The organism is Vibrio sp. TAP-3B, assembly GCF_057784735.1.
Genome location: NZ_CM173495.1, coordinates 617,629 through 633,985, shown reverse-complemented (window position 1 = coordinate 633,985; position 16,357 = coordinate 617,629). Strand labels below are relative to the sequence as shown.

Annotated in this window: 15 protein-coding genes; 12 read left to right on the top strand and 3 right to left on the bottom strand. The window is 46.0% G+C overall.

The genetic code is table 11. The annotated features are described in order from the left end of the window. The first annotated feature begins 2 nt into the window (after positions 1-2). The 10 genes from AC3D28_RS03040 (at position 3) to AC3D28_RS02995 (ending at position 9,090) form a co-directional block, all read left to right on the top strand. Positions 3-593: an aminodeoxychorismate/anthranilate synthase component II gene (locus AC3D28_RS03040; RefSeq protein WP_488535498.1), complete on the top strand. Its 591-nt coding sequence runs from the start codon at positions 3-5 to the stop codon at positions 591-593. Between the two features lie 19 nt (positions 594-612). Further along, complete coding sequence (gene trpD, locus AC3D28_RS03035; RefSeq protein ID WP_098415958.1) at positions 613-1,611, top strand: anthranilate phosphoribosyltransferase; 999 nt, start codon at positions 613-615, stop codon at positions 1,609-1,611. A gap of 13 nt (positions 1,612-1,624) precedes the next feature. After that, entirely contained in the window at positions 1,625-3,064 is a 1,440-nt protein-coding gene (trpCF, locus tag AC3D28_RS03030; protein ID WP_488535497.1) for a bifunctional indole-3-glycerol-phosphate synthase TrpC/phosphoribosylanthranilate isomerase TrpF, read from the top strand. A gap of 23 nt (positions 3,065-3,087) precedes the next feature. Beyond that, positions 3,088-4,281 carry a tryptophan synthase subunit beta gene (trpB, locus tag AC3D28_RS03025; RefSeq protein ID WP_488535496.1) on the top strand — a complete coding sequence of 398 codons (1,194 nt, stop codon included), beginning with the start codon at positions 3,088-3,090 and terminating at the stop codon, positions 4,279-4,281. Next, positions 4,278-5,084 carry a tryptophan synthase subunit alpha gene (gene trpA, locus AC3D28_RS03020; RefSeq protein WP_488535495.1) on the top strand — a complete coding sequence of 269 codons (807 nt, stop codon included), beginning with the start codon at positions 4,278-4,280 and terminating at the stop codon, positions 5,082-5,084. The genes trpB and trpA overlap by 4 nt, the downstream gene beginning before the upstream one ends. Before the next feature lie 554 nt (positions 5,085-5,638). Continuing rightward, on the top strand, positions 5,639-6,892 hold the full coding sequence (locus tag AC3D28_RS03015) for a dicarboxylate/amino acid:cation symporter (protein WP_488535494.1): 1,254 nt from the start codon (positions 5,639-5,641) through the stop codon (positions 6,890-6,892). A gap of 211 nt (positions 6,893-7,103) precedes the next feature. Continuing rightward, positions 7,104-7,667 (top strand): septation protein A, encoded by a 564-nt coding sequence (locus AC3D28_RS03010; protein WP_488535493.1) that lies wholly within the window; start codon positions 7,104-7,106, stop codon positions 7,665-7,667. A 219-nt stretch (positions 7,668-7,886) separates the two neighbouring features. After that, positions 7,887-8,282 carry an acyl-CoA thioester hydrolase YciA gene (yciA, locus tag AC3D28_RS03005; RefSeq protein ID WP_098415963.1) on the top strand — a complete coding sequence of 132 codons (396 nt, stop codon included), beginning with the start codon at positions 7,887-7,889 and terminating at the stop codon, positions 8,280-8,282. A gap of 115 nt (positions 8,283-8,397) precedes the next feature. Continuing rightward, the gene (locus AC3D28_RS03000) at positions 8,398-8,694 is read left to right on the top strand and encodes a YciI family protein (protein WP_488535492.1); all 297 of its coding nucleotides are present in this window, start codon (positions 8,398-8,400) and stop codon (positions 8,692-8,694) included. A gap of 3 nt (positions 8,695-8,697) precedes the next feature. After that, positions 8,698-9,090, top strand: a complete 393-nt coding sequence (locus tag AC3D28_RS02995) for a GspS/AspS pilotin family protein (protein ID WP_488535491.1) — start codon at positions 8,698-8,700, stop codon at positions 9,088-9,090. A 130-nt stretch (positions 9,091-9,220) separates the two neighbouring features. On the opposite strand, the gene metE is transcribed toward AC3D28_RS02995, so the two are convergent. Then, positions 9,221-11,503, bottom strand: a complete 2,283-nt coding sequence (gene metE / locus AC3D28_RS02990) for a 5-methyltetrahydropteroyltriglutamate--homocysteine S-methyltransferase (protein WP_488535490.1) — start codon at positions 11,501-11,503, stop codon at positions 9,221-9,223. Positions 11,504-11,765: 262 nt separating this feature from the next. Between metE and AC3D28_RS02985 the strand changes: the two genes are divergently transcribed. Next, entirely contained in the window at positions 11,766-12,677 is a 912-nt protein-coding gene (locus AC3D28_RS02985; RefSeq protein WP_488535489.1) for a LysR substrate-binding domain-containing protein, read from the top strand. A 20-nt stretch (positions 12,678-12,697) separates the two neighbouring features. Here AC3D28_RS02985 and AC3D28_RS02980 read toward each other — a convergent pair whose 3' ends face one another. Together AC3D28_RS02980 and AC3D28_RS02975 are read right to left on the bottom strand one after the other, a co-directional pair. Continuing rightward, complete coding sequence (locus tag AC3D28_RS02980) at positions 12,698-12,898, bottom strand: DUF4250 domain-containing protein (RefSeq protein ID WP_098415968.1); 201 nt, start codon at positions 12,896-12,898, stop codon at positions 12,698-12,700. A 95-nt stretch (positions 12,899-12,993) separates the two neighbouring features. After that, on the bottom strand, positions 12,994-13,680 hold the full coding sequence (locus AC3D28_RS02975) for a hypothetical protein (RefSeq protein WP_488535488.1): 687 nt from the start codon (positions 13,678-13,680) through the stop codon (positions 12,994-12,996). 316 nt (positions 13,681-13,996) lie between these two features. Between AC3D28_RS02975 and AC3D28_RS02970 the strand changes: the two genes are divergently transcribed. Beyond that, entirely contained in the window at positions 13,997-16,333 is a 2,337-nt protein-coding gene (locus AC3D28_RS02970; protein WP_488535487.1) for a YgiQ family radical SAM protein, read from the top strand. The last annotated feature ends 24 nt before the right edge of the window (positions 16,334-16,357 follow it).

Below are 16,357 nucleotides of genomic sequence, written 5' to 3'. Positions count from 1 at the left end.
ACATGGCCAACATCATATTCATCGATAATTTTGACTCGTTCACCTACAACCTTGTGGATCAGTTCCGCTCGCTAGGTCACTCAGTCAAAATTTACCGAAACAACATCCCAGCAGAAACCATCGAGCAAGCGGTGAAGGAGCTTGAAAACCCTGTGGTTCTGTTATCGCCCGGCCCTGGATCACCGTCAGAAGCAGGCTCAATGCCAGAGCTTATTCAACGCATGAAAGGCAAAGTTCCAATGATCGGTATTTGTCTTGGTCACCAAGCGATTGTTGAAGCGTACGGTGGCATCGTGACTGGCGCTGGCGAAATTATCCACGGAAAGGTCTCTATGATGGAACACCAAACCCATGCGACTTACGCTAATTTGCCATCACCACTCGCAATAGCCCGTTACCACTCTTTGGTGGCAACGCACATCCCAGATAGCTTAACGGTTACCGCTGAAGTCGATGGTCTAACCATGTCGGTTGTGCATGAAGAAGATAAAGTATGTGGGTTCCAGTTTCATCCAGAGTCAATTATGACAACGTACGGCGCTACCTTGTTAGCGAATGCTATCGAATGGGCACTAGAGAATGACAACACATAGGGAAATGGGCAGAGGCATTATGGAATCAATTATCAATAAATTATACGAACAAGAGTCACTGACTCAAGAAGAAAGTCAACAATTGTTCGACGTTATCATTCGTGGTGAGCTAGATCCTATTTTGATGGCATCCGTTCTAACCGCATTAAAAATCAAAGGCGAAACACCAGATGAAATCGCAGGCGCAGCAAAAGCGCTGCTGGCAAACGCAAATCCATTCCCACGTCCAGACTACGATTTCGCTGACATCGTCGGCACCGGAGGCGATGGTCATGACACCATTAACATTTCAACCACTGCGGCATTTGTCGCCGCTGCGTGTGGTCTAAAAATCGCCAAACACGGTAACCGCAGTGTTTCAAGCAAGTCGGGGTCTTCTGATCTTCTCGACTCATTTGGTATTAACCTAGCAATGACCGCTGAAGATACTCGTAAAGCCGTCGATGATATTGGGGTCGCATTCCTATTCGCTCCTCAATACCACGGGGGGGTTCGTCATGCGATGCCTGTACGTCAAACCATGAAGACACGCACTATCTTTAACATTCTTGGTCCATTGATAAACCCTGCTCGCCCCAATCTCGAGTTAATGGGCGTTTACAGTGAAGAACTGGTTCGTCCTATTGCAGAAACCATGCTACAAATGGGTATGAAGCGCGCCGCTGTCGTGCATGGTAGTGGGTTGGACGAAGTTGCAATTCACGGCGCAACGACCGTCGCCGAAATCAAAGACGGCAAGATCACCGAATACACGCTAATGCCAAAAGATTTTGGTTTAGATGCGCACCCGCTGGAAGCGATTAAAGGTGGTGACCCTGAAGAAAATAAAGCCATCATCACCAACATTCTGACAGGTAAAGGCACCAACGCACAATTGGGCGCGGTAGCGGTGAACGTTGCATTATTAATGCGTTTATTCGGCCACGAGGATTTGAAAGCCAACACGCAACAAGCGCTAGAGGCGATGAATTCTGGTAAGGCTTACCAATTATTACTCCGACTTGCCGCACACGCCTAAGGAATTGATGAAGATGACTGCTCTCAACACTCAACAAGTTGGCAACTTATCCGAACACGTCTCGAAAAAAGAAGCTGAAATGGCGGAAGTGCTTGCCAAAATTGTGCGAGATAAATACAAATGGGTCGCAGAACGTAAAGCCTCACAACATTTGAGTACTTTTCAGTCGGACTTGCTCCCATCTGACCGCAGCTTTTACGATGCGCTGAGTGGCGAAAAAACCGTGTTCATTACCGAGTGTAAAAAGGCGTCCCCGTCAAAGGGGTTAATTCGTGAGCACTTCGACTTGGACTACATCGCTTCAATTTATAATCACCACGCAGACGCGATTTCTGTTTTAACTGATGAAAAATACTTCCAAGGTAGCTTCGACTTTCTGCCACAAGTACGCAAACAGGTAAAACAACCTGTATTGTGTAAAGACTTTATGGTCGATACTTACCAAGTATACCTCGCTCGTCATTACGGTGCCGATGCCGTCTTACTGATGCTTTCCGTACTTAACGACCAAGAATACCAAGCTTTAGAAGAAGCAGCCCATAGTCTGAACATGGGCATCCTAACCGAGATCAGCAACCGAGAAGAACTAAACCGCGCGGTTAAATTGGGCGCTCAAGTGATCGGCATCAACAACCGTAACCTGCGTGATCTCAGTACCGATTTGAACCGAACCAAAGAACTGGCACCGACTATTCGCAAGCTTGCACCAGAGGCGACTGTCATTTCGGAGTCCGGTATCTACACCCACCAACAAGTTCGTGATTTAGCGGCATACGCCGATGGCTTTTTGATTGGCAGTTCCCTGATGGCGGAAGAGAACCTAGAGCTTGCGATACGTAAAGTGACACTAGGTGAAAACAAGGTGTGTGGCCTAACTCACCCTGATGATGCCGCCAAAGCGTACCAAGCAGGCGCCGTATTTGGTGGGTTGATTTTCGTTGAAAAATCCAAACGGGCTGTTGACCTTGAAAGCGCACGCCTAACCATGAGTGGCGCGCCTCTCCATTACGTCGGGGTATTCCAAAATCATGACATCGACTTTGTTGCTTCTGTGGTTACCTCACTAGGTTTAAAAGCGGTACAACTGCACGGTCAAGAAGACCAAACTTACGTAAACCAACTTAAAGTGGAACTACCAGCAGGCGTTGAGATCTGGAAAGCTTACGGCGTCACTGATGCAAAACCAGCACTGCTTGCTGACCACATCAATCGTCACCTTTTAGATGCCCAAGTAGGTAACCAAACAGGTGGAACAGGTCAAATGTTCGATTGGTCACTGATCGGCGATCCCAGCCAAATCATGCTGGCAGGAGGGTTGTCACCAGAGAATGTGCGCCAAGCAGCGGCATTAGGGTGCTTGGGGTTAGATTTAAACTCTGGTGTTGAAAGTGCACCAGGTAAAAAAGATTCACAGAAGTTGCAAACCGCATTTAATGCCATTCGCAACTACTAAAAATTACGAGAAGGAGTATCACCATGGCAAAATTGAATGCCTACTTTGGCGAATACGGCGGTCAATACGTTCCGCAAATACTAGTGCCAGCACTGGATCAACTAGAACAAGCATTTATCGATGCACAGGAAGACCCTGAATTTCGCAGCGAATTTATGACACTTCTTCAAGAGTATGCAGGTCGCCCAACCGCTTTAACTCTGACTCGCAACCTAACAAAAGGTACGAAAACCAAGCTGTACCTCAAGCGCGAAGATCTCCTTCATGGCGGTGCGCACAAAACCAACCAAGTGCTGGGCCAAGCCCTATTAGCAAAACGCATGGGTAAAAATGAAATCATCGCAGAAACGGGAGCGGGTCAACACGGCGTGGCCACGGCGCTTGCATGTGCCCTGCTTGGGCTTAAGTGTCGTGTTTACATGGGCGCAAAAGACGTCGAACGTCAAAGCCCGAACGTGTTCCGTATGAAGCTAATGGGCGCCGAAGTCATTCCTGTTCACTCAGGATCTGCAACACTGAAAGACGCATGTAATGAGGCTCTACGTGACTGGTCTGCCACTTATGAAGATACGCACTACCTACTGGGTACGGCAGCTGGCCCTCATCCATTCCCAACCATTGTTCGAGAATTCCAGCGCATGATTGGTGAAGAAACCAAGAACCAAATCCTGGCTCGTGAAGGTCGTCTTCCTGATGCTGTTATCGCGTGTGTGGGTGGTGGCTCAAACGCTATTGGTATGTTCGCTGACTTTATCGAAGAGGAAAACGTTCGTCTAATTGGGGTTGAGCCTGCAGGTAAAGGCATTGACACCGACCAACACGGCGCACCACTCAAGCACGGTAAAACGGGGATCTTTTTTGGTATGAAATCACCGTTGATGCAAGATCCCAATGGACAAGTTGAAGAGTCTTACTCTGTGTCAGCAGGCCTAGACTTCCCATCTGTAGGCCCTCAGCACGCGCACTTACTCGCTATTGGTCGCGCGGAATATGATAACGTGACAGACGATGAAGCTCTAGAAGCGTTCCAAGAAATTGCACGTAACGAAGGCATTATCCCTGCACTTGAATCGGCTCACGCGCTAGCACATGCATTACACATGGCACGTGAGAACCCAGAAAAAGAACAGCTATTGGTCGTTAATCTCTCTGGACGTGGTGATAAAGACATCTTCACTGTACACGCCATCTTAGAAGAAAAAGGAGTCATCCAATGAGTCGTTATGAGAAGATGTTTGCGCGCCTAAACGAAAAAAACCAAGGGGCATTCGTACCATTCGTTACCGTCGGCGATCCAAACGCAGAGCAATCTTACAAGATCATGGAAACATTAGTTGAGTCTGGCGCTGACGCACTAGAGCTCGGTATCCCATTCTCTGATCCACTGGCAGACGGTCCAACAATCCAAGGGGCAAACATTCGCGCTCTGGACACCGGAGCCACGCCCGAGATTTGTTTTGAACAGATCGGAAAGATTCGCGCAAAATACCCAGAACTCCCAATTGGTCTATTGATGTATGCCAACTTGGTTTACTCACGTGGCATCGAGCACTTCTACGAACGTTGTGCAGAAGTTGGCATTGATTCCATTCTGATTGCAGACGTACCAACCAATGAAAGTGCAGAGTTTGTTGCCGCCGCGCAGAAGTTTGGGATTCACCCTATCTTCATTGCACCACCTACCGCCAGTGACGAAACACTAAAACAAGTTTCTGAACTGGGTGGGGGTTACACTTACCTACTTTCTCGTGCCGGTGTTACAGGTACAGAGACAAAAGCAAACATGCCGGTTGATCATCTACTGGTGAAGCTGAACCAATACAATGCCCCCCCTGCATTACTCGGCTTTGGTATTTCAGAGCCAGCCCAAGTGAAACAAGCATTAGAATCAGGCGCTGCAGGTGTCATCTCAGGTTCCGCTGTCGTTAAGATCATTGAAAAAAATATTGATCAGCCTCACATCATGTTAGACAAACTGGCTGGGTTTATTTCCATGATGAAAGCAGCCACACAGAAGTAAAAATTCTTGATGTAATAAAACACCAAACGCCTGCTTAATTAACGTGAGTGGGCGTTTTTTCAACTCAATGACCCATTCCACTATCATCGCCATTCAATGCCAGCACCTTTCAAATCACCCGTTAACATAACGCTTACAATTGGCCAAGCGCTCAGAATGTAAAGTGATTAACATTTCATCTAGCCAAATCAGAAAAATGCGAGCCCATAAGCTCATTATTACAAATATCGATCAAATTTATCGTGCTAGTTCATAGAATTCAGGTTGAACGCTCCATGCCCATTAATGTGTTTTTTCACAAAAGCACATTATCACCCAAAAGAATAATCAACAGTAAAACTAATATTAAAAATCAATAGCAAACGATTGCTATTGAGCAAAAAATTAGCACCAATCAATAAAGCATCGATTAATTCATCAATAACGCCCTGCTGCATATTGCCAATTGTAAATGAAAAGTGTACAAAGCAAGACGAGATAATTATCCACAAAACAATTATTGGGTAGTGGGTAATTTTAGGATTTTACATTTTATTAGCACGGAGGTTATGTAAGTGTTAAAAGAAAAGGGTTTACTAAATAACATTGGCGTACAAGTCGTTATCGCCATGATTGTGGGCACAGCCGTTGGTGCTGCTATGGGTCATGATGCGACTGTATTTGCTCCTTTAGGCGCTATCTTTATTAGTTTAATCAAAATGCTGGTTATCCCTTTGGTTGCTGTCGCTTTGATTTCAGGTGCAGCAGGCCTTGGTAACAGCCAGTCAGCTGGTAAAGTTGGCTTAGTCACTTTAGGTTATTTTGGTTTAACCTCCGCCTTAGCCGTTGCACTTGCGCTATTCATGGGTGAAGTATTCCAACCGGGCATGGGCATCGACGTTTCCGGCGTTGAAGGCATGTTCTCTGCAGAATACGCTTCAAAAGGTGAACTACCTACTTTTTGGGCCACCATCACTGGTATGATCCCAACCAACGTTTTTCAATCACTAAATGAAGCGAACATCCTGCAAATTCTTGTTTTCTGTATGTTCTTTGGTATTGCGATTTCCAAGCAAACAAAAGAGCGACGTGAGCCAATTATCAATGGTGTTAACTGCATCGTCGATGCAATGGTTTGGATGATCAACAAGGTTATGATCATTGCACCGCTAGGCGTATTTGGTTTGATGGCAGAAGCAGTGGGTACGTTTGGTTTTGGCGCGCTGATGGTTGTGTTCAAACTGTTCGTTGTTTATATCGCAGCAATCCTGATCTTTGGCTTTATTGTTTACCCAGCAATGGTTCACGTGTTTACCAAAACTTCAGCGAAGAAATTCCTCTCTTCAATGAAGAAACCACAAGCGGTTGCACTTTCAACTGCCTCTTCGATGGCAACATTACCTGTGACAATGGACACTTGTGAGAAAGAGCTCGGCGTGAAAAATTCAACAGCGTCATTTGTTCTGCCTCTGGGTGCGACCATCAATATGTCGGGTAATGCAATCTACTACGGTTTAGTCGCTATTTTCTTTGCACAGCTATTTAATATCGACCTAGGTATGGGCGCTTACATTGCGATCATCATTACTTCTACATTAGGTGCGGTTGGTCAAGCAGGTGTTCCTGGTCCTTCTTTCTTAGTCGTGGCGGTACTACTGGCGGCAGGTATCCCAATCGAAGGCCTTCCACTACTGTTTGCACTTGATCGTATTTTCGACATGATTCGTACTGCGCTCAACATCACTGGTGATGCGGCCTGTGCGGTCATTGTTGATGCTATGGTTGAAGAGGAAGCTGCCGAGGTTGAGCTTAAAAAGCAAGAAGCTTAAGCGCTAATCAAAACACGCAAGCCGCTCATTACGAGCGGCTTTTTTGTCTATGCTTTGTATTACGCCACTATATAAAATAAACCCAAACGCGTGCTAAGCATAAGCTATCGCCCATATCACGACCGCTTTTATCCAATGGTTTCGAAGTATTCACATTGTGTTAAATTCCGCTAGACTGTCAGCAACTCAATAACTAGGTAATTTTGCCATTATGAAGCAGATCCTTGATTTTATTCCACTCATTGTCTTCTTTGCTCTGTTCAAGATGTATGACATCTACATTGCAACTGGCGCACTTATTGCCGCAACCGCAATTCAAGTTGTGTTGACATTTGTACTGTATAAAAAAGTTGAAAAGATGCAGCTAATCACATTTGCTATGGTGGCTATCTTTGGCGGTATGACCATCTTTCTGCACGATGACAACTTCATCAAATGGAAGGTGACGCTGGTTTACGCTGTGTTTGCGATTGGCTTAGCTGTCAGCCACTCGATGGGGAAATCAGCGATAAAAGGTATGCTTGGTAAAGAAATCACCCTTCCCGAACGAATATGGACGCGCATTACTTGGGCATGGGTGGGCTTTTTCTCATTCTGCGCAGGCTTGAACATTTATGTAGCGTATAAGCTGCCACTAGACGTGTGGGTTAACTTCAAAGTATTTGGCTTACTGATCGCCACGTTCGCCTACATGATTGCGACTGGCTTTTACATTTATAAGCACATGCCAAAAGCACAAAAAGACAACCCATCCGATGTGTCGATAGATGATTAAAAACTCAGTTTTGCTATAATCTGCGCCAATTTACTAAAAACAGCGACCCGAAGGTCGCTGTTTTGTTCAACGTACCAATAAAACGGATAATACATAATGCAGGGGTCTGTATATTAATGCTTTCACAGACCACTCTCGCAACTCCAGTATATGTGGTTATTTAGGTACAAACCGTATTGGCGCTTTATTTGAGCGCCCTCTAAGATTTAGGATGTCACTATGAGTCAAGAATTTAACTCTCCGAAAGGTCAGCTACTCCTTCGTACCCTTGCAATGCCCGCTGACACCAATGCTAATGGCGATATTTTTGGTGGTTGGATAATGTCTCAGCTTGACTTAGCTGGTGCAATTCTAGCAAAAGAAATTTCTTCTGGTCGTGTCGTTACCGTATCCGTTTCGAGTATTACCTTTAAAAAACCGGTTGGTGTGGGCGATGTGGTTTGCTGTTACGGCGAGTGTACCAAGATTGGTCGCACATCCATGAGCGTTGATCTGGAGGTATGGGTAAAGCCAGTTAAAGAACAAGGTGTTGGCGATAGATTCATGGTATGCGATGCCACGTTCAACTACGTAGCCATCGACAGTGAAGGTAAACCACGCCCGGTTCAGAATTAATCTTTTCGCAACTTTATTGACCAAAGAGAACCTCACATTTGCCACTGTTCACTTGTGAGAGACACAAAAAAGTCGTTAAATTAACACGTTACCCTATTAATTAAGGAACTATGCTATGTGGTATGTCACCTTTTCTCAGGACGTCGAGAACTCGTTGGAAAAACGCATGAGCGTTCGCCCTCAACACTTACAGCGTTTGCAAAAACTGCAAGATGAAGGACGCCTGCTAACTGCTGGTCCAATGCCAGCGATCGATTCTGATAATCCTGGAGAAGCTGGGTTTACTGGTTCGACTGTCATCGCTGAGTTTACTTCTTTAGAAGATGCCCAAGCATGGGCAGAAGCCGATCCTTACGTTGCGGTAGGTGTTTACGACCATGTGATCGTAAAACCGTTCAAAAAAGTGTTTTAATTTATGAAAAAATTACTGTGTCTTTTCCTCGTTTGTGCCGCGCTCATTGGCTGTTCATCGAACAATGATGTTCAACGCCAGTTAGAGCTTATGGCATCAAACCGAGCGGGGGTGCTGTCTGCTGGATTACCGCTGAAGTATGGCCCATTGCAAATCATGAGAGTCTCTTCTAACAAGAATGTTGTAGAGATGATGATGATTTATAACGACGGTGCGTTAGGCGCCAAACCACTAGACCAAGTACTTAATACCAGTATCTATACTTATTGCAGCGCCCCAGAGATTCGTAAACAAATTGATATGGGCTTGATGTATCGGATTAAAGTTCGTAACTCTCGCGGTCAATTAATGGCGGATGAGTTAGTGTCAGGGCAAACCTGTGCTCAGCTCAAATAATCGCCGCCATTCGCTTTTACTAGGACACAAATAATCAACGGTGAAGGCTAGATAATGTGACCAACCACCTGTCGCCAAAATTCAAAAGCGGAGATATCATTCTCCGCTTTTTCGTCTTCGCCATTCTCGGTTACGCCAGCTCAGTACGTAACTTTTTAGCGGCTGATACCAAGTTTGCTAACGCCGCTTCCGTTTCTGCCCAGTTACGCGTTTTTAACCCACAATCTGGGTTAACCCAAAGACGCTGAGCCGGGATCTTTTCTGCCGCTTTTTTAAGTAATCCTTCAATCCATTCTTCCGTCGGAATATTGGGTGAATGAATATCGTACACACCAGGACCAATTGCATTCGGGTAGTTAAACGCTTCGAATGCTTTCAGTAGTTCCATATTCGATCGCGAAGTTTCAATCGTGATCACATCTGCGTCTAATGCTGCCACAGAGTCAATGATCTCATTAAATTCGCTGTAACACATATGGGTATGAATTTGTGTTTCTGGTTGAGCACTTGCAGCCGAGATCTTAAACGCATCCACTGCCCACTGTAGGTATGCTTTGTGATCGCGTTTTTTGAGTGGTAGACCTTCACGAATGGCTGGTTCATCAATCTGGATTATATTGATACCCGCATCTTGTAAATCAGACACTTCGTCACGTAGCGCCAATGCCAATTGTTGAGCAATTTTTTGACGAGTGACGTCTTCACGTGGGAATGTCCAGCACAGAATCGTCACTGGACCTGTGAGCATGCCTTTCATTTGCTTGCTGGTCAGAGACTGGGCGTAGGTCGACCATTTAACTGTTATTGGCTTTTCGCGTTCAATATCAGCAACCACAATAGCAGGTTTAACACAGCGAGAGCCGTAGCTTTGTACCCAACCAAATTTCGTCGTTTGGAAACCAGCTAAGTTTTCTGCAAAGTATTCGACCATGTCATTACGCTCAGCTTCGCCGTGTACCAGTACATCCAGATCAAGCGCTTCTTGACGTTTCACTGCATCTGCGATGTGTCCTTTGAGAGCATCAATGTAATCAGATTCAGAAAGTTGGCCAGAGCGATAAGCACTACGCTGAACTCGGATTTCTCCGGTTTGTGGGAAAGAACCAATGGTCGTTGTCGGCAGCAATGGCAAACCTAATACTTCAGCTTGATGTGCGGCACGCTCAGCATACGGAGCATTGCGCTCTGAAAGTGATGCCGTGATACTGTTTAGACGCGCTTGTACTTGAGGCTTGTTCACATGCGTTGCCGTCTGACGCGCTTTAATTGGCTGACTGTAAGCATCACAAGCCAGAATGGCACCTTGATCACCATCTAGTGCTTTACCAAGTAAGGCCACTTCTGTCACTTTCTGTTTTGCGAAGGCAAACCAACTCTTCACTTCTTCGCTCAGTGCCGTTTCAAGCTCTAAGTCTACTGGACTGTGCAGTAAAGAACATGAGCTTGCCAGCCAAAGTTTATCACCTAACTTGTCTTTTACTGGCTGTAAGCGCGCAAGTTGTGCACTTAGATCAGAACGCCAAACGTTGCGACCATTGATGACTCCAGCAGATAACACCCAATTTTTAGGTAGTTTAGCCACCACTTCGTCTAGCTGATCGGGCGCTGAAGATAGGTCAACATGTAGGCCATCGACAGCAAGATCAACAATCTTGTCTAGAGTGTCGGTCACCGCATCGAAGTACGTGGTGAGCAGCACTTTCACATCGCTACGAATCACTTGGTAAGCCAACTTAAAAGCGTCCGCCCACTCGCTCTCAAGTTCAAGAGCCAAGATTGGCTCATCAATTTGAACCCACTCAACTCCTTGATTTGCCAATTTAGCCAAAATCGCTTGATATGCGGTTAACAATCGCGGTAGCAAGGTTAAACGGTCAAAACCTTCTTCGGTTTCTTTACCCAAATATAGGTAACTTAATGGGCCAAGCAAAACTGGTTTAACTTTGTGCCCGGCCTTTACCGCCTCGTTCACTTCCTCAAACAACTGAGGCCAACTGACTTCGAACACATCGTCTTTACTGAACTCTGGCACGATATAGTGGTAGTTAGTATTGAACCATTTAGTCATATCAGACGCAGCGGCACCTGCACAGCCGCAACCGGTTTGGGATTGGCCGCGACCAACCTTAAATAAAGTATCAAGATCAGGGAAACCATCTGCGTGACGCTTTGGCACGTGGCCTAAAAGCAACGTTGTGGTGAGTACATGATCGTACCAAGCGAAGTCACCTGCGGTGGTAAAGCTTAACCCTGCATCCGTTTGCTTCTGCCAGTTTTTAGCACGCAGATCCGCCCCTACTTTCTTTAATTCAGCCTGATCAATTTCACCACGCCAGTATTTCTCCTGGGCAAATTTAAGCTCTCGTTTTTCACCAATGCGTGGATAACCTAGTATGTGCGTTGTTGTCGCCATGTCCCTATTCCTTATTCCTTATTCAGTATGTTTGGTCAGAGCACCTTTCTCTATTTAAAAAGGCGTCTGGATGGCTAAACTATCTCTCTTAAACACGGTTTGGACAATGTCCATTTATTCAACTCGTTTATTAAAAAAATTCATACTGCCCGATCTCACTCGCAATTAGGCTAAGACAGTGGACGTCTAGACGTTTACATATCCACCTTTTATCGTTAAGTTAGAGTTGTTCATGGCGAACCACAAAGGATGAAAGGAATTCATGATAGAGCTAAAACATTTACGGACACTGACTTCGCTTAGGGATACCGGTTCTTTGACCGCTACCGCCACCGCCTTGCACTTGACGCAATCAGCGCTGTCTCACCAAATCAAAGATCTGGAATCTCGCATTGGCGGACAACTCTTTCTTAGGAAGACTCGACCAGTCAAATTTACCTCTGAGGGCGAAATACTATTACGCCTCGCGGAAGAGATCTTACCGAAGCTAGCGAAAGCAGAAAATGAATTAGCAAGCCTGAAAGAGGATGTGAACGGTCGGCTGCATATGGCGATTGAATGCCACTCTTGTTTCCAGTGGTTGATGCCAGCATTAAGAGAGTATCAACTGGCTTGGCCAAGTGTGACCTTAGATTTTTCATCCGGCTTTGGTTTCGAGCCCCTTGCTGCTTTGTTAGCTGGCGAGCTCGACTTGGTCATCACTTCCGACATTCAACCACGCTCAGAAGTCCACTACGAGCCTTTATTCGATTTCGAAATGCGTTTGATCACATCCACCCGCCATCCTTTGGCCGACAAGGACGTCATTGAACCGCAAGATCTTATCGATCAAACGATGCTTTCCTACCCTGTTCAAAAGCAAAGATTGGATGTGGTTAAACACTTCTTACAACCTGCGGGCGTAGAGCCAGCCAAATGGAAGCAAGCCGACAATACGTTGATGTTAGTACAAATGGTATCAGCAGGATTAGGCGTAGCGGCACTACCAAACTGGGCAATTTCTGAATTTTCTCGCCAAGGACTTATCACCAGCAAACCTTTTGGTAAAGGACTCTGGCGACGTTTATTTGCAGCAACGCGCAACTCAGAAAAAGACAAACGTTATTTACAGGCCTTCTTCGCAACCGCAAGACTGCAATGTAAAAGCCACCTTGACGGGATCAAGATGGCTTAAGAGTCTAGCTCTAAGATGGGTTAGCGTTCATACGCTTTAAATTGATTGGTAAGTGGGTCGTATTGATAACCGAGCGTATCAAGCTTGCCCACGACCGATTCTACGTCCATTTCATAAACTGAGACTAACTCGTCAAAGCTGTCACACTCCAAGCGCAGTTTTTCGTTGACGATACCTAGTAAAATAATGCTGTCTAGATTACCTACATTGCTTAAATCCATCGCGACACTCCTCTTCGACAACTATACATACAGCGTAGACATAATTGGGTAAATTTAAAGTGAGGCTGGTCTTAAATCATGCCGTCAACATAGCCTTAAACAGCGAGTGAAAATAGACCTTGTAGACTCGTCATTGATGATAAAGCAAGCAACAAAGCCACACTCAGTTGTATTTTTTCTGGTGCTTTATGAGTAAAAATATGCCAGCACCAAACGATGATAGCAGAAATCAACATTGCCAAAGATAATAGAATCGGCTGCGTCGCGGCGTTCAGTGTCGCTTCATCAAGCTGGTAAGAAGAAAATAGCGTAGCAATCACTAAAAGCATACCTGACACAATCCCCGCGACGGGCAAAATTCGGTGAAAAGCTTGTAAACGACTGCGTGCAATCGTAAGAAGCAGTTGAGAAAAAGACGCCCCGAGAAACAACACCATGAGAGCCATGGCAATCGCGGCAGGCCAATTCGGTTGTTCAAACACTTGGATACTCACAAACGCAAAGGCCAAACCGTTAGCTAGGTGCATTGCCCATAACGGCCCCTTATCACGCGTTTTCTTTGTTTGAACCTGCGAATAAAAATAGAATATCGCAAATACGACCATAAAAGCTTCAATACGCAGTGAGGCAACGGCCAACCATAATACCGCCACGGCTGGTAACATTTTGTGCAAACGACCTCGTTGACCCGGACAGACATCGCCTTTGATCAAAAGCAAAGTCAGTAGCGCTTGTGCGCCAAATAACATTGGAGGGAAAGTAACCAGCAATTGTTGAATCATATTGAATGCGAGCTCAAAAGTCGTTTTGGGACGGCGATAATAGCAAATCACCCATCGTCAAACCACCTAAACACAACGTGCCTTTTATTTTACATCACTCACAGCCCTCACCCCTTTTCAATCAGACTCATGTTCACGATTCACGGTATAACCATAACGCTTTCAAGGTGATATTAAACAGAAAGCCACCGATATAGCGTTGATACTTTTACAAACCAAATAAAGTCGATCAACTAAGCTTGAATAGATGAGTTTGGTATAGATACCTAATCCTCAAATCGCTATAATTCGCGCTCCCCGGAACAGAGAACAAAATATGACCAATAACATCAATCCTATTCATGAGTACAAAAAATACTGGGCCGAGTGTTTTGGTACGGCACCTTTCTTGCCGACCAGCCGCAAAGAAATGGATGCCCTAGGATGGGATAGCTGTGACATTATTATTGTAACGGGTGATGCCTACGTGGATCATCCGAGCTTTGGTATGGCTATCATTGGCCGTCTTTTAGAAGCACAAGGTTTTCGAGTCGGTATCATTGCTCAACCTGAATGGCAAAATAAAGATGCGTTCATGCAACTTGGTCAACCAAACCTGTTCTTCGGGATCACTGCGGGTAACATGGACTCCATGATCAACCGTTACACCGCAGATAAAAAACTTCGTCACGATGACGCATACACACCAAATAACGAAGGGGGCAAACGCCCAGACCGCGCGACTTTGGTTTACTCTCAGCGTTGTCGTGAAGCTTATAAAGAAGTGCCTATTGTTTTAGGTGGTATCGAAGCCAGCCTACGCCGTGTTGCGCACTACGATTACTGGTCGGATAAAGTTCGTCGCTCGGTACTATTCGATGCAAAAGCAGACATCCTACTTTTCGGTAACGCAGAACGCGCACTTGTAGAAGTAGCGCATCGCATTGCAAATGGCGAAGACATCAGCACCATGACGAATATTCGTGGTACGGCCGTGAACTTGCCAGCCGCGCCAGAAGGTTACACGGTTATCGATTCTTCTCGCATTGAAAAACCTCGTAAAGAAGCGTTCGTACCCAAGAACCCTTACGAAGTAGAAACTCAGTGTGAGACTAAGAAAGATGAACCACCAGCCGCACAGCCAATCACGATTCGCCCATCGCGCCACGATGCTGCGACAACTGCGGTTCGCTTGCCTTCGTTCGAGAAGCTAAGAAATGACCGTATTCTGTATGCCCATGCCAGCCGTGTGTTGCATTTAGAAACCAACCCATACTCTGGCCGCGCCTTGCTCCAACGCCACGGCGATCGTGAACTTTGGGTAAACCAAGCGCCAATCCCGTTAACAACCGAAGAGATGGACTTTGTGTTTGGCCTGCCTTACGCACGTGTTCCTCATCCTATGTATGGCAAAGCAAAAATTCCAGCGTATGACATGATCAAAACCTCGGTAAACATCATGCGTGGTTGTTTTGGTGGCTGTTCATTCTGCTCCATTACCGAGCACGAAGGTCGGATCATTCAAAACCGCTCTAAAGAGTCTATCATCAACGAGATTGAAGAAATTCGCGACAAAGTTCCGGGCTTTACCGGCACGATTTCCGATCTTGGTGGCCCTACTGCAAACATGTACCGTCTGGGCTGTAAAGATCCAAAAGCGGAAGCGAACTGTCGTCGTCCTTCTTGTGTATTCCCGGGCATTTGTAACAAGCTAAATACAGACCACAAACACACCATCGACCTATACCGCGAAGCGCGTAAAGTAGAAGGGGTGAAGAAAGTGATGGTCGCATCTGGCGTACGGTACGACCTTGCGATCGAGTCTCCCGAATACGTGAAAGAGTTGGTGACTCACCACGTTGGAGGCTACTTGAAGATCGCACCAGAACATACTGAAAAAGGCCCTCTGGATCTGATGATGAAACCGGGCATGGGCACGTATGATCGCTTTAAAGAGATGTTCGAGAAGTACAGTGCAGAAGCAGGTAAAAAGCAGTACTTAATCCCTTACTTTATCTCTGCACACCCAGGTACAAAAGACGAAGACATGCTAAACCTTGCGCTGTGGCTGAAGAAAAACAACTTCGAATGTGATCAAGTACAAAACTTCTACCCATCGCCGATGTGTAACGCAACGTCGATGTACTACTCAGAGACAAACCCTCTGAAACGTGTAAAGTACAAAAAGCGTGAAGATATTCCAGTGGCTAAGGGTGAGCGTCAACGCCGTCTACATAAAGCCCTGCTGCGTTATCACGATCCAGCCAACTGGCCGATGATCCGTGAGGCACTGGCCTGCATGGGTAAAAAACACCTCATCGGTGATAAACCGACCTGTTTAGTACCTGCGGAAGATATGGATTCCCAAACCCCCGCACAACGCCGTAAGTCAGGCCGTCACGGTGCAAACCGTTTCGCGACTAAACACACCAAAAATCAACCGGGGTTCGGTGGCCACTTAAACAAACGCCCAGAAGGCGGCTCACGTGATGAAAAAGCATCAGGTAACCGTAACAGTTCAGGTAAAGTACAAGGCGGGCAACGACCAAATAACAATGCTCAACGTCCGAACGGCAAAGGTGCAAATCGCCCTGCTGGTAACAAATCTCAAGGACAAGGTCGCCCACAAGGTCAAGGACAACCAACTGGCCAGCATAAGCCAAAACGTCGTTAATTCACTAAGAGTTAACCAGCCAAC

Excerpts from the sequence above, each read along its gene's own strand:
- AC3D28_RS02975 (WP_488535488.1), bottom strand. The coding sequence starts at position 13,680 with ATGATTCAACAATTGCTGGTTACTTTCCCTCCAATGTTATTTGGCGCA.
- AC3D28_RS03040 (WP_488535498.1), top strand. The coding sequence starts at position 3 with ATGGCCAACATCATATTCATCGATAATTTTGACTCGTTCACCTACAAC.
- trpCF (WP_488535497.1), top strand. The coding sequence starts at position 1,625 with ATGACTGCTCTCAACACTCAACAAGTTGGCAACTTATCCGAACACGTC.
- trpD (WP_098415958.1), top strand. The coding sequence starts at position 613 with ATGGAATCAATTATCAATAAATTATACGAACAAGAGTCACTGACTCAA.
- trpA (WP_488535495.1), top strand. The coding sequence starts at position 4,278 with ATGAGTCGTTATGAGAAGATGTTTGCGCGCCTAAACGAAAAAAACCAA.
- AC3D28_RS03010 (WP_488535493.1), top strand. The coding sequence starts at position 7,104 with ATGAAGCAGATCCTTGATTTTATTCCACTCATTGTCTTCTTTGCTCTG.
- AC3D28_RS02980 (WP_098415968.1), bottom strand. The coding sequence starts at position 12,898 with ATGGATTTAAGCAATGTAGGTAATCTAGACAGCATTATTTTACTAGGT.
- AC3D28_RS02995 (WP_488535491.1), top strand. The coding sequence starts at position 8,698 with ATGAAAAAATTACTGTGTCTTTTCCTCGTTTGTGCCGCGCTCATTGGC.
- AC3D28_RS02985 (WP_488535489.1), top strand. The coding sequence starts at position 11,766 with ATGATAGAGCTAAAACATTTACGGACACTGACTTCGCTTAGGGATACC.
- metE (WP_488535490.1), bottom strand. The coding sequence starts at position 11,503 with ATGGCGACAACAACGCACATACTAGGTTATCCACGCATTGGTGAAAAA.
- AC3D28_RS03000 (WP_488535492.1), top strand. The coding sequence starts at position 8,398 with ATGTGGTATGTCACCTTTTCTCAGGACGTCGAGAACTCGTTGGAAAAA.
- AC3D28_RS02970 (WP_488535487.1), top strand. The coding sequence starts at position 13,997 with ATGACCAATAACATCAATCCTATTCATGAGTACAAAAAATACTGGGCC.
- yciA (WP_098415963.1), top strand. The coding sequence starts at position 7,887 with ATGAGTCAAGAATTTAACTCTCCGAAAGGTCAGCTACTCCTTCGTACC.
- trpB (WP_488535496.1), top strand. The coding sequence starts at position 3,088 with ATGGCAAAATTGAATGCCTACTTTGGCGAATACGGCGGTCAATACGTT.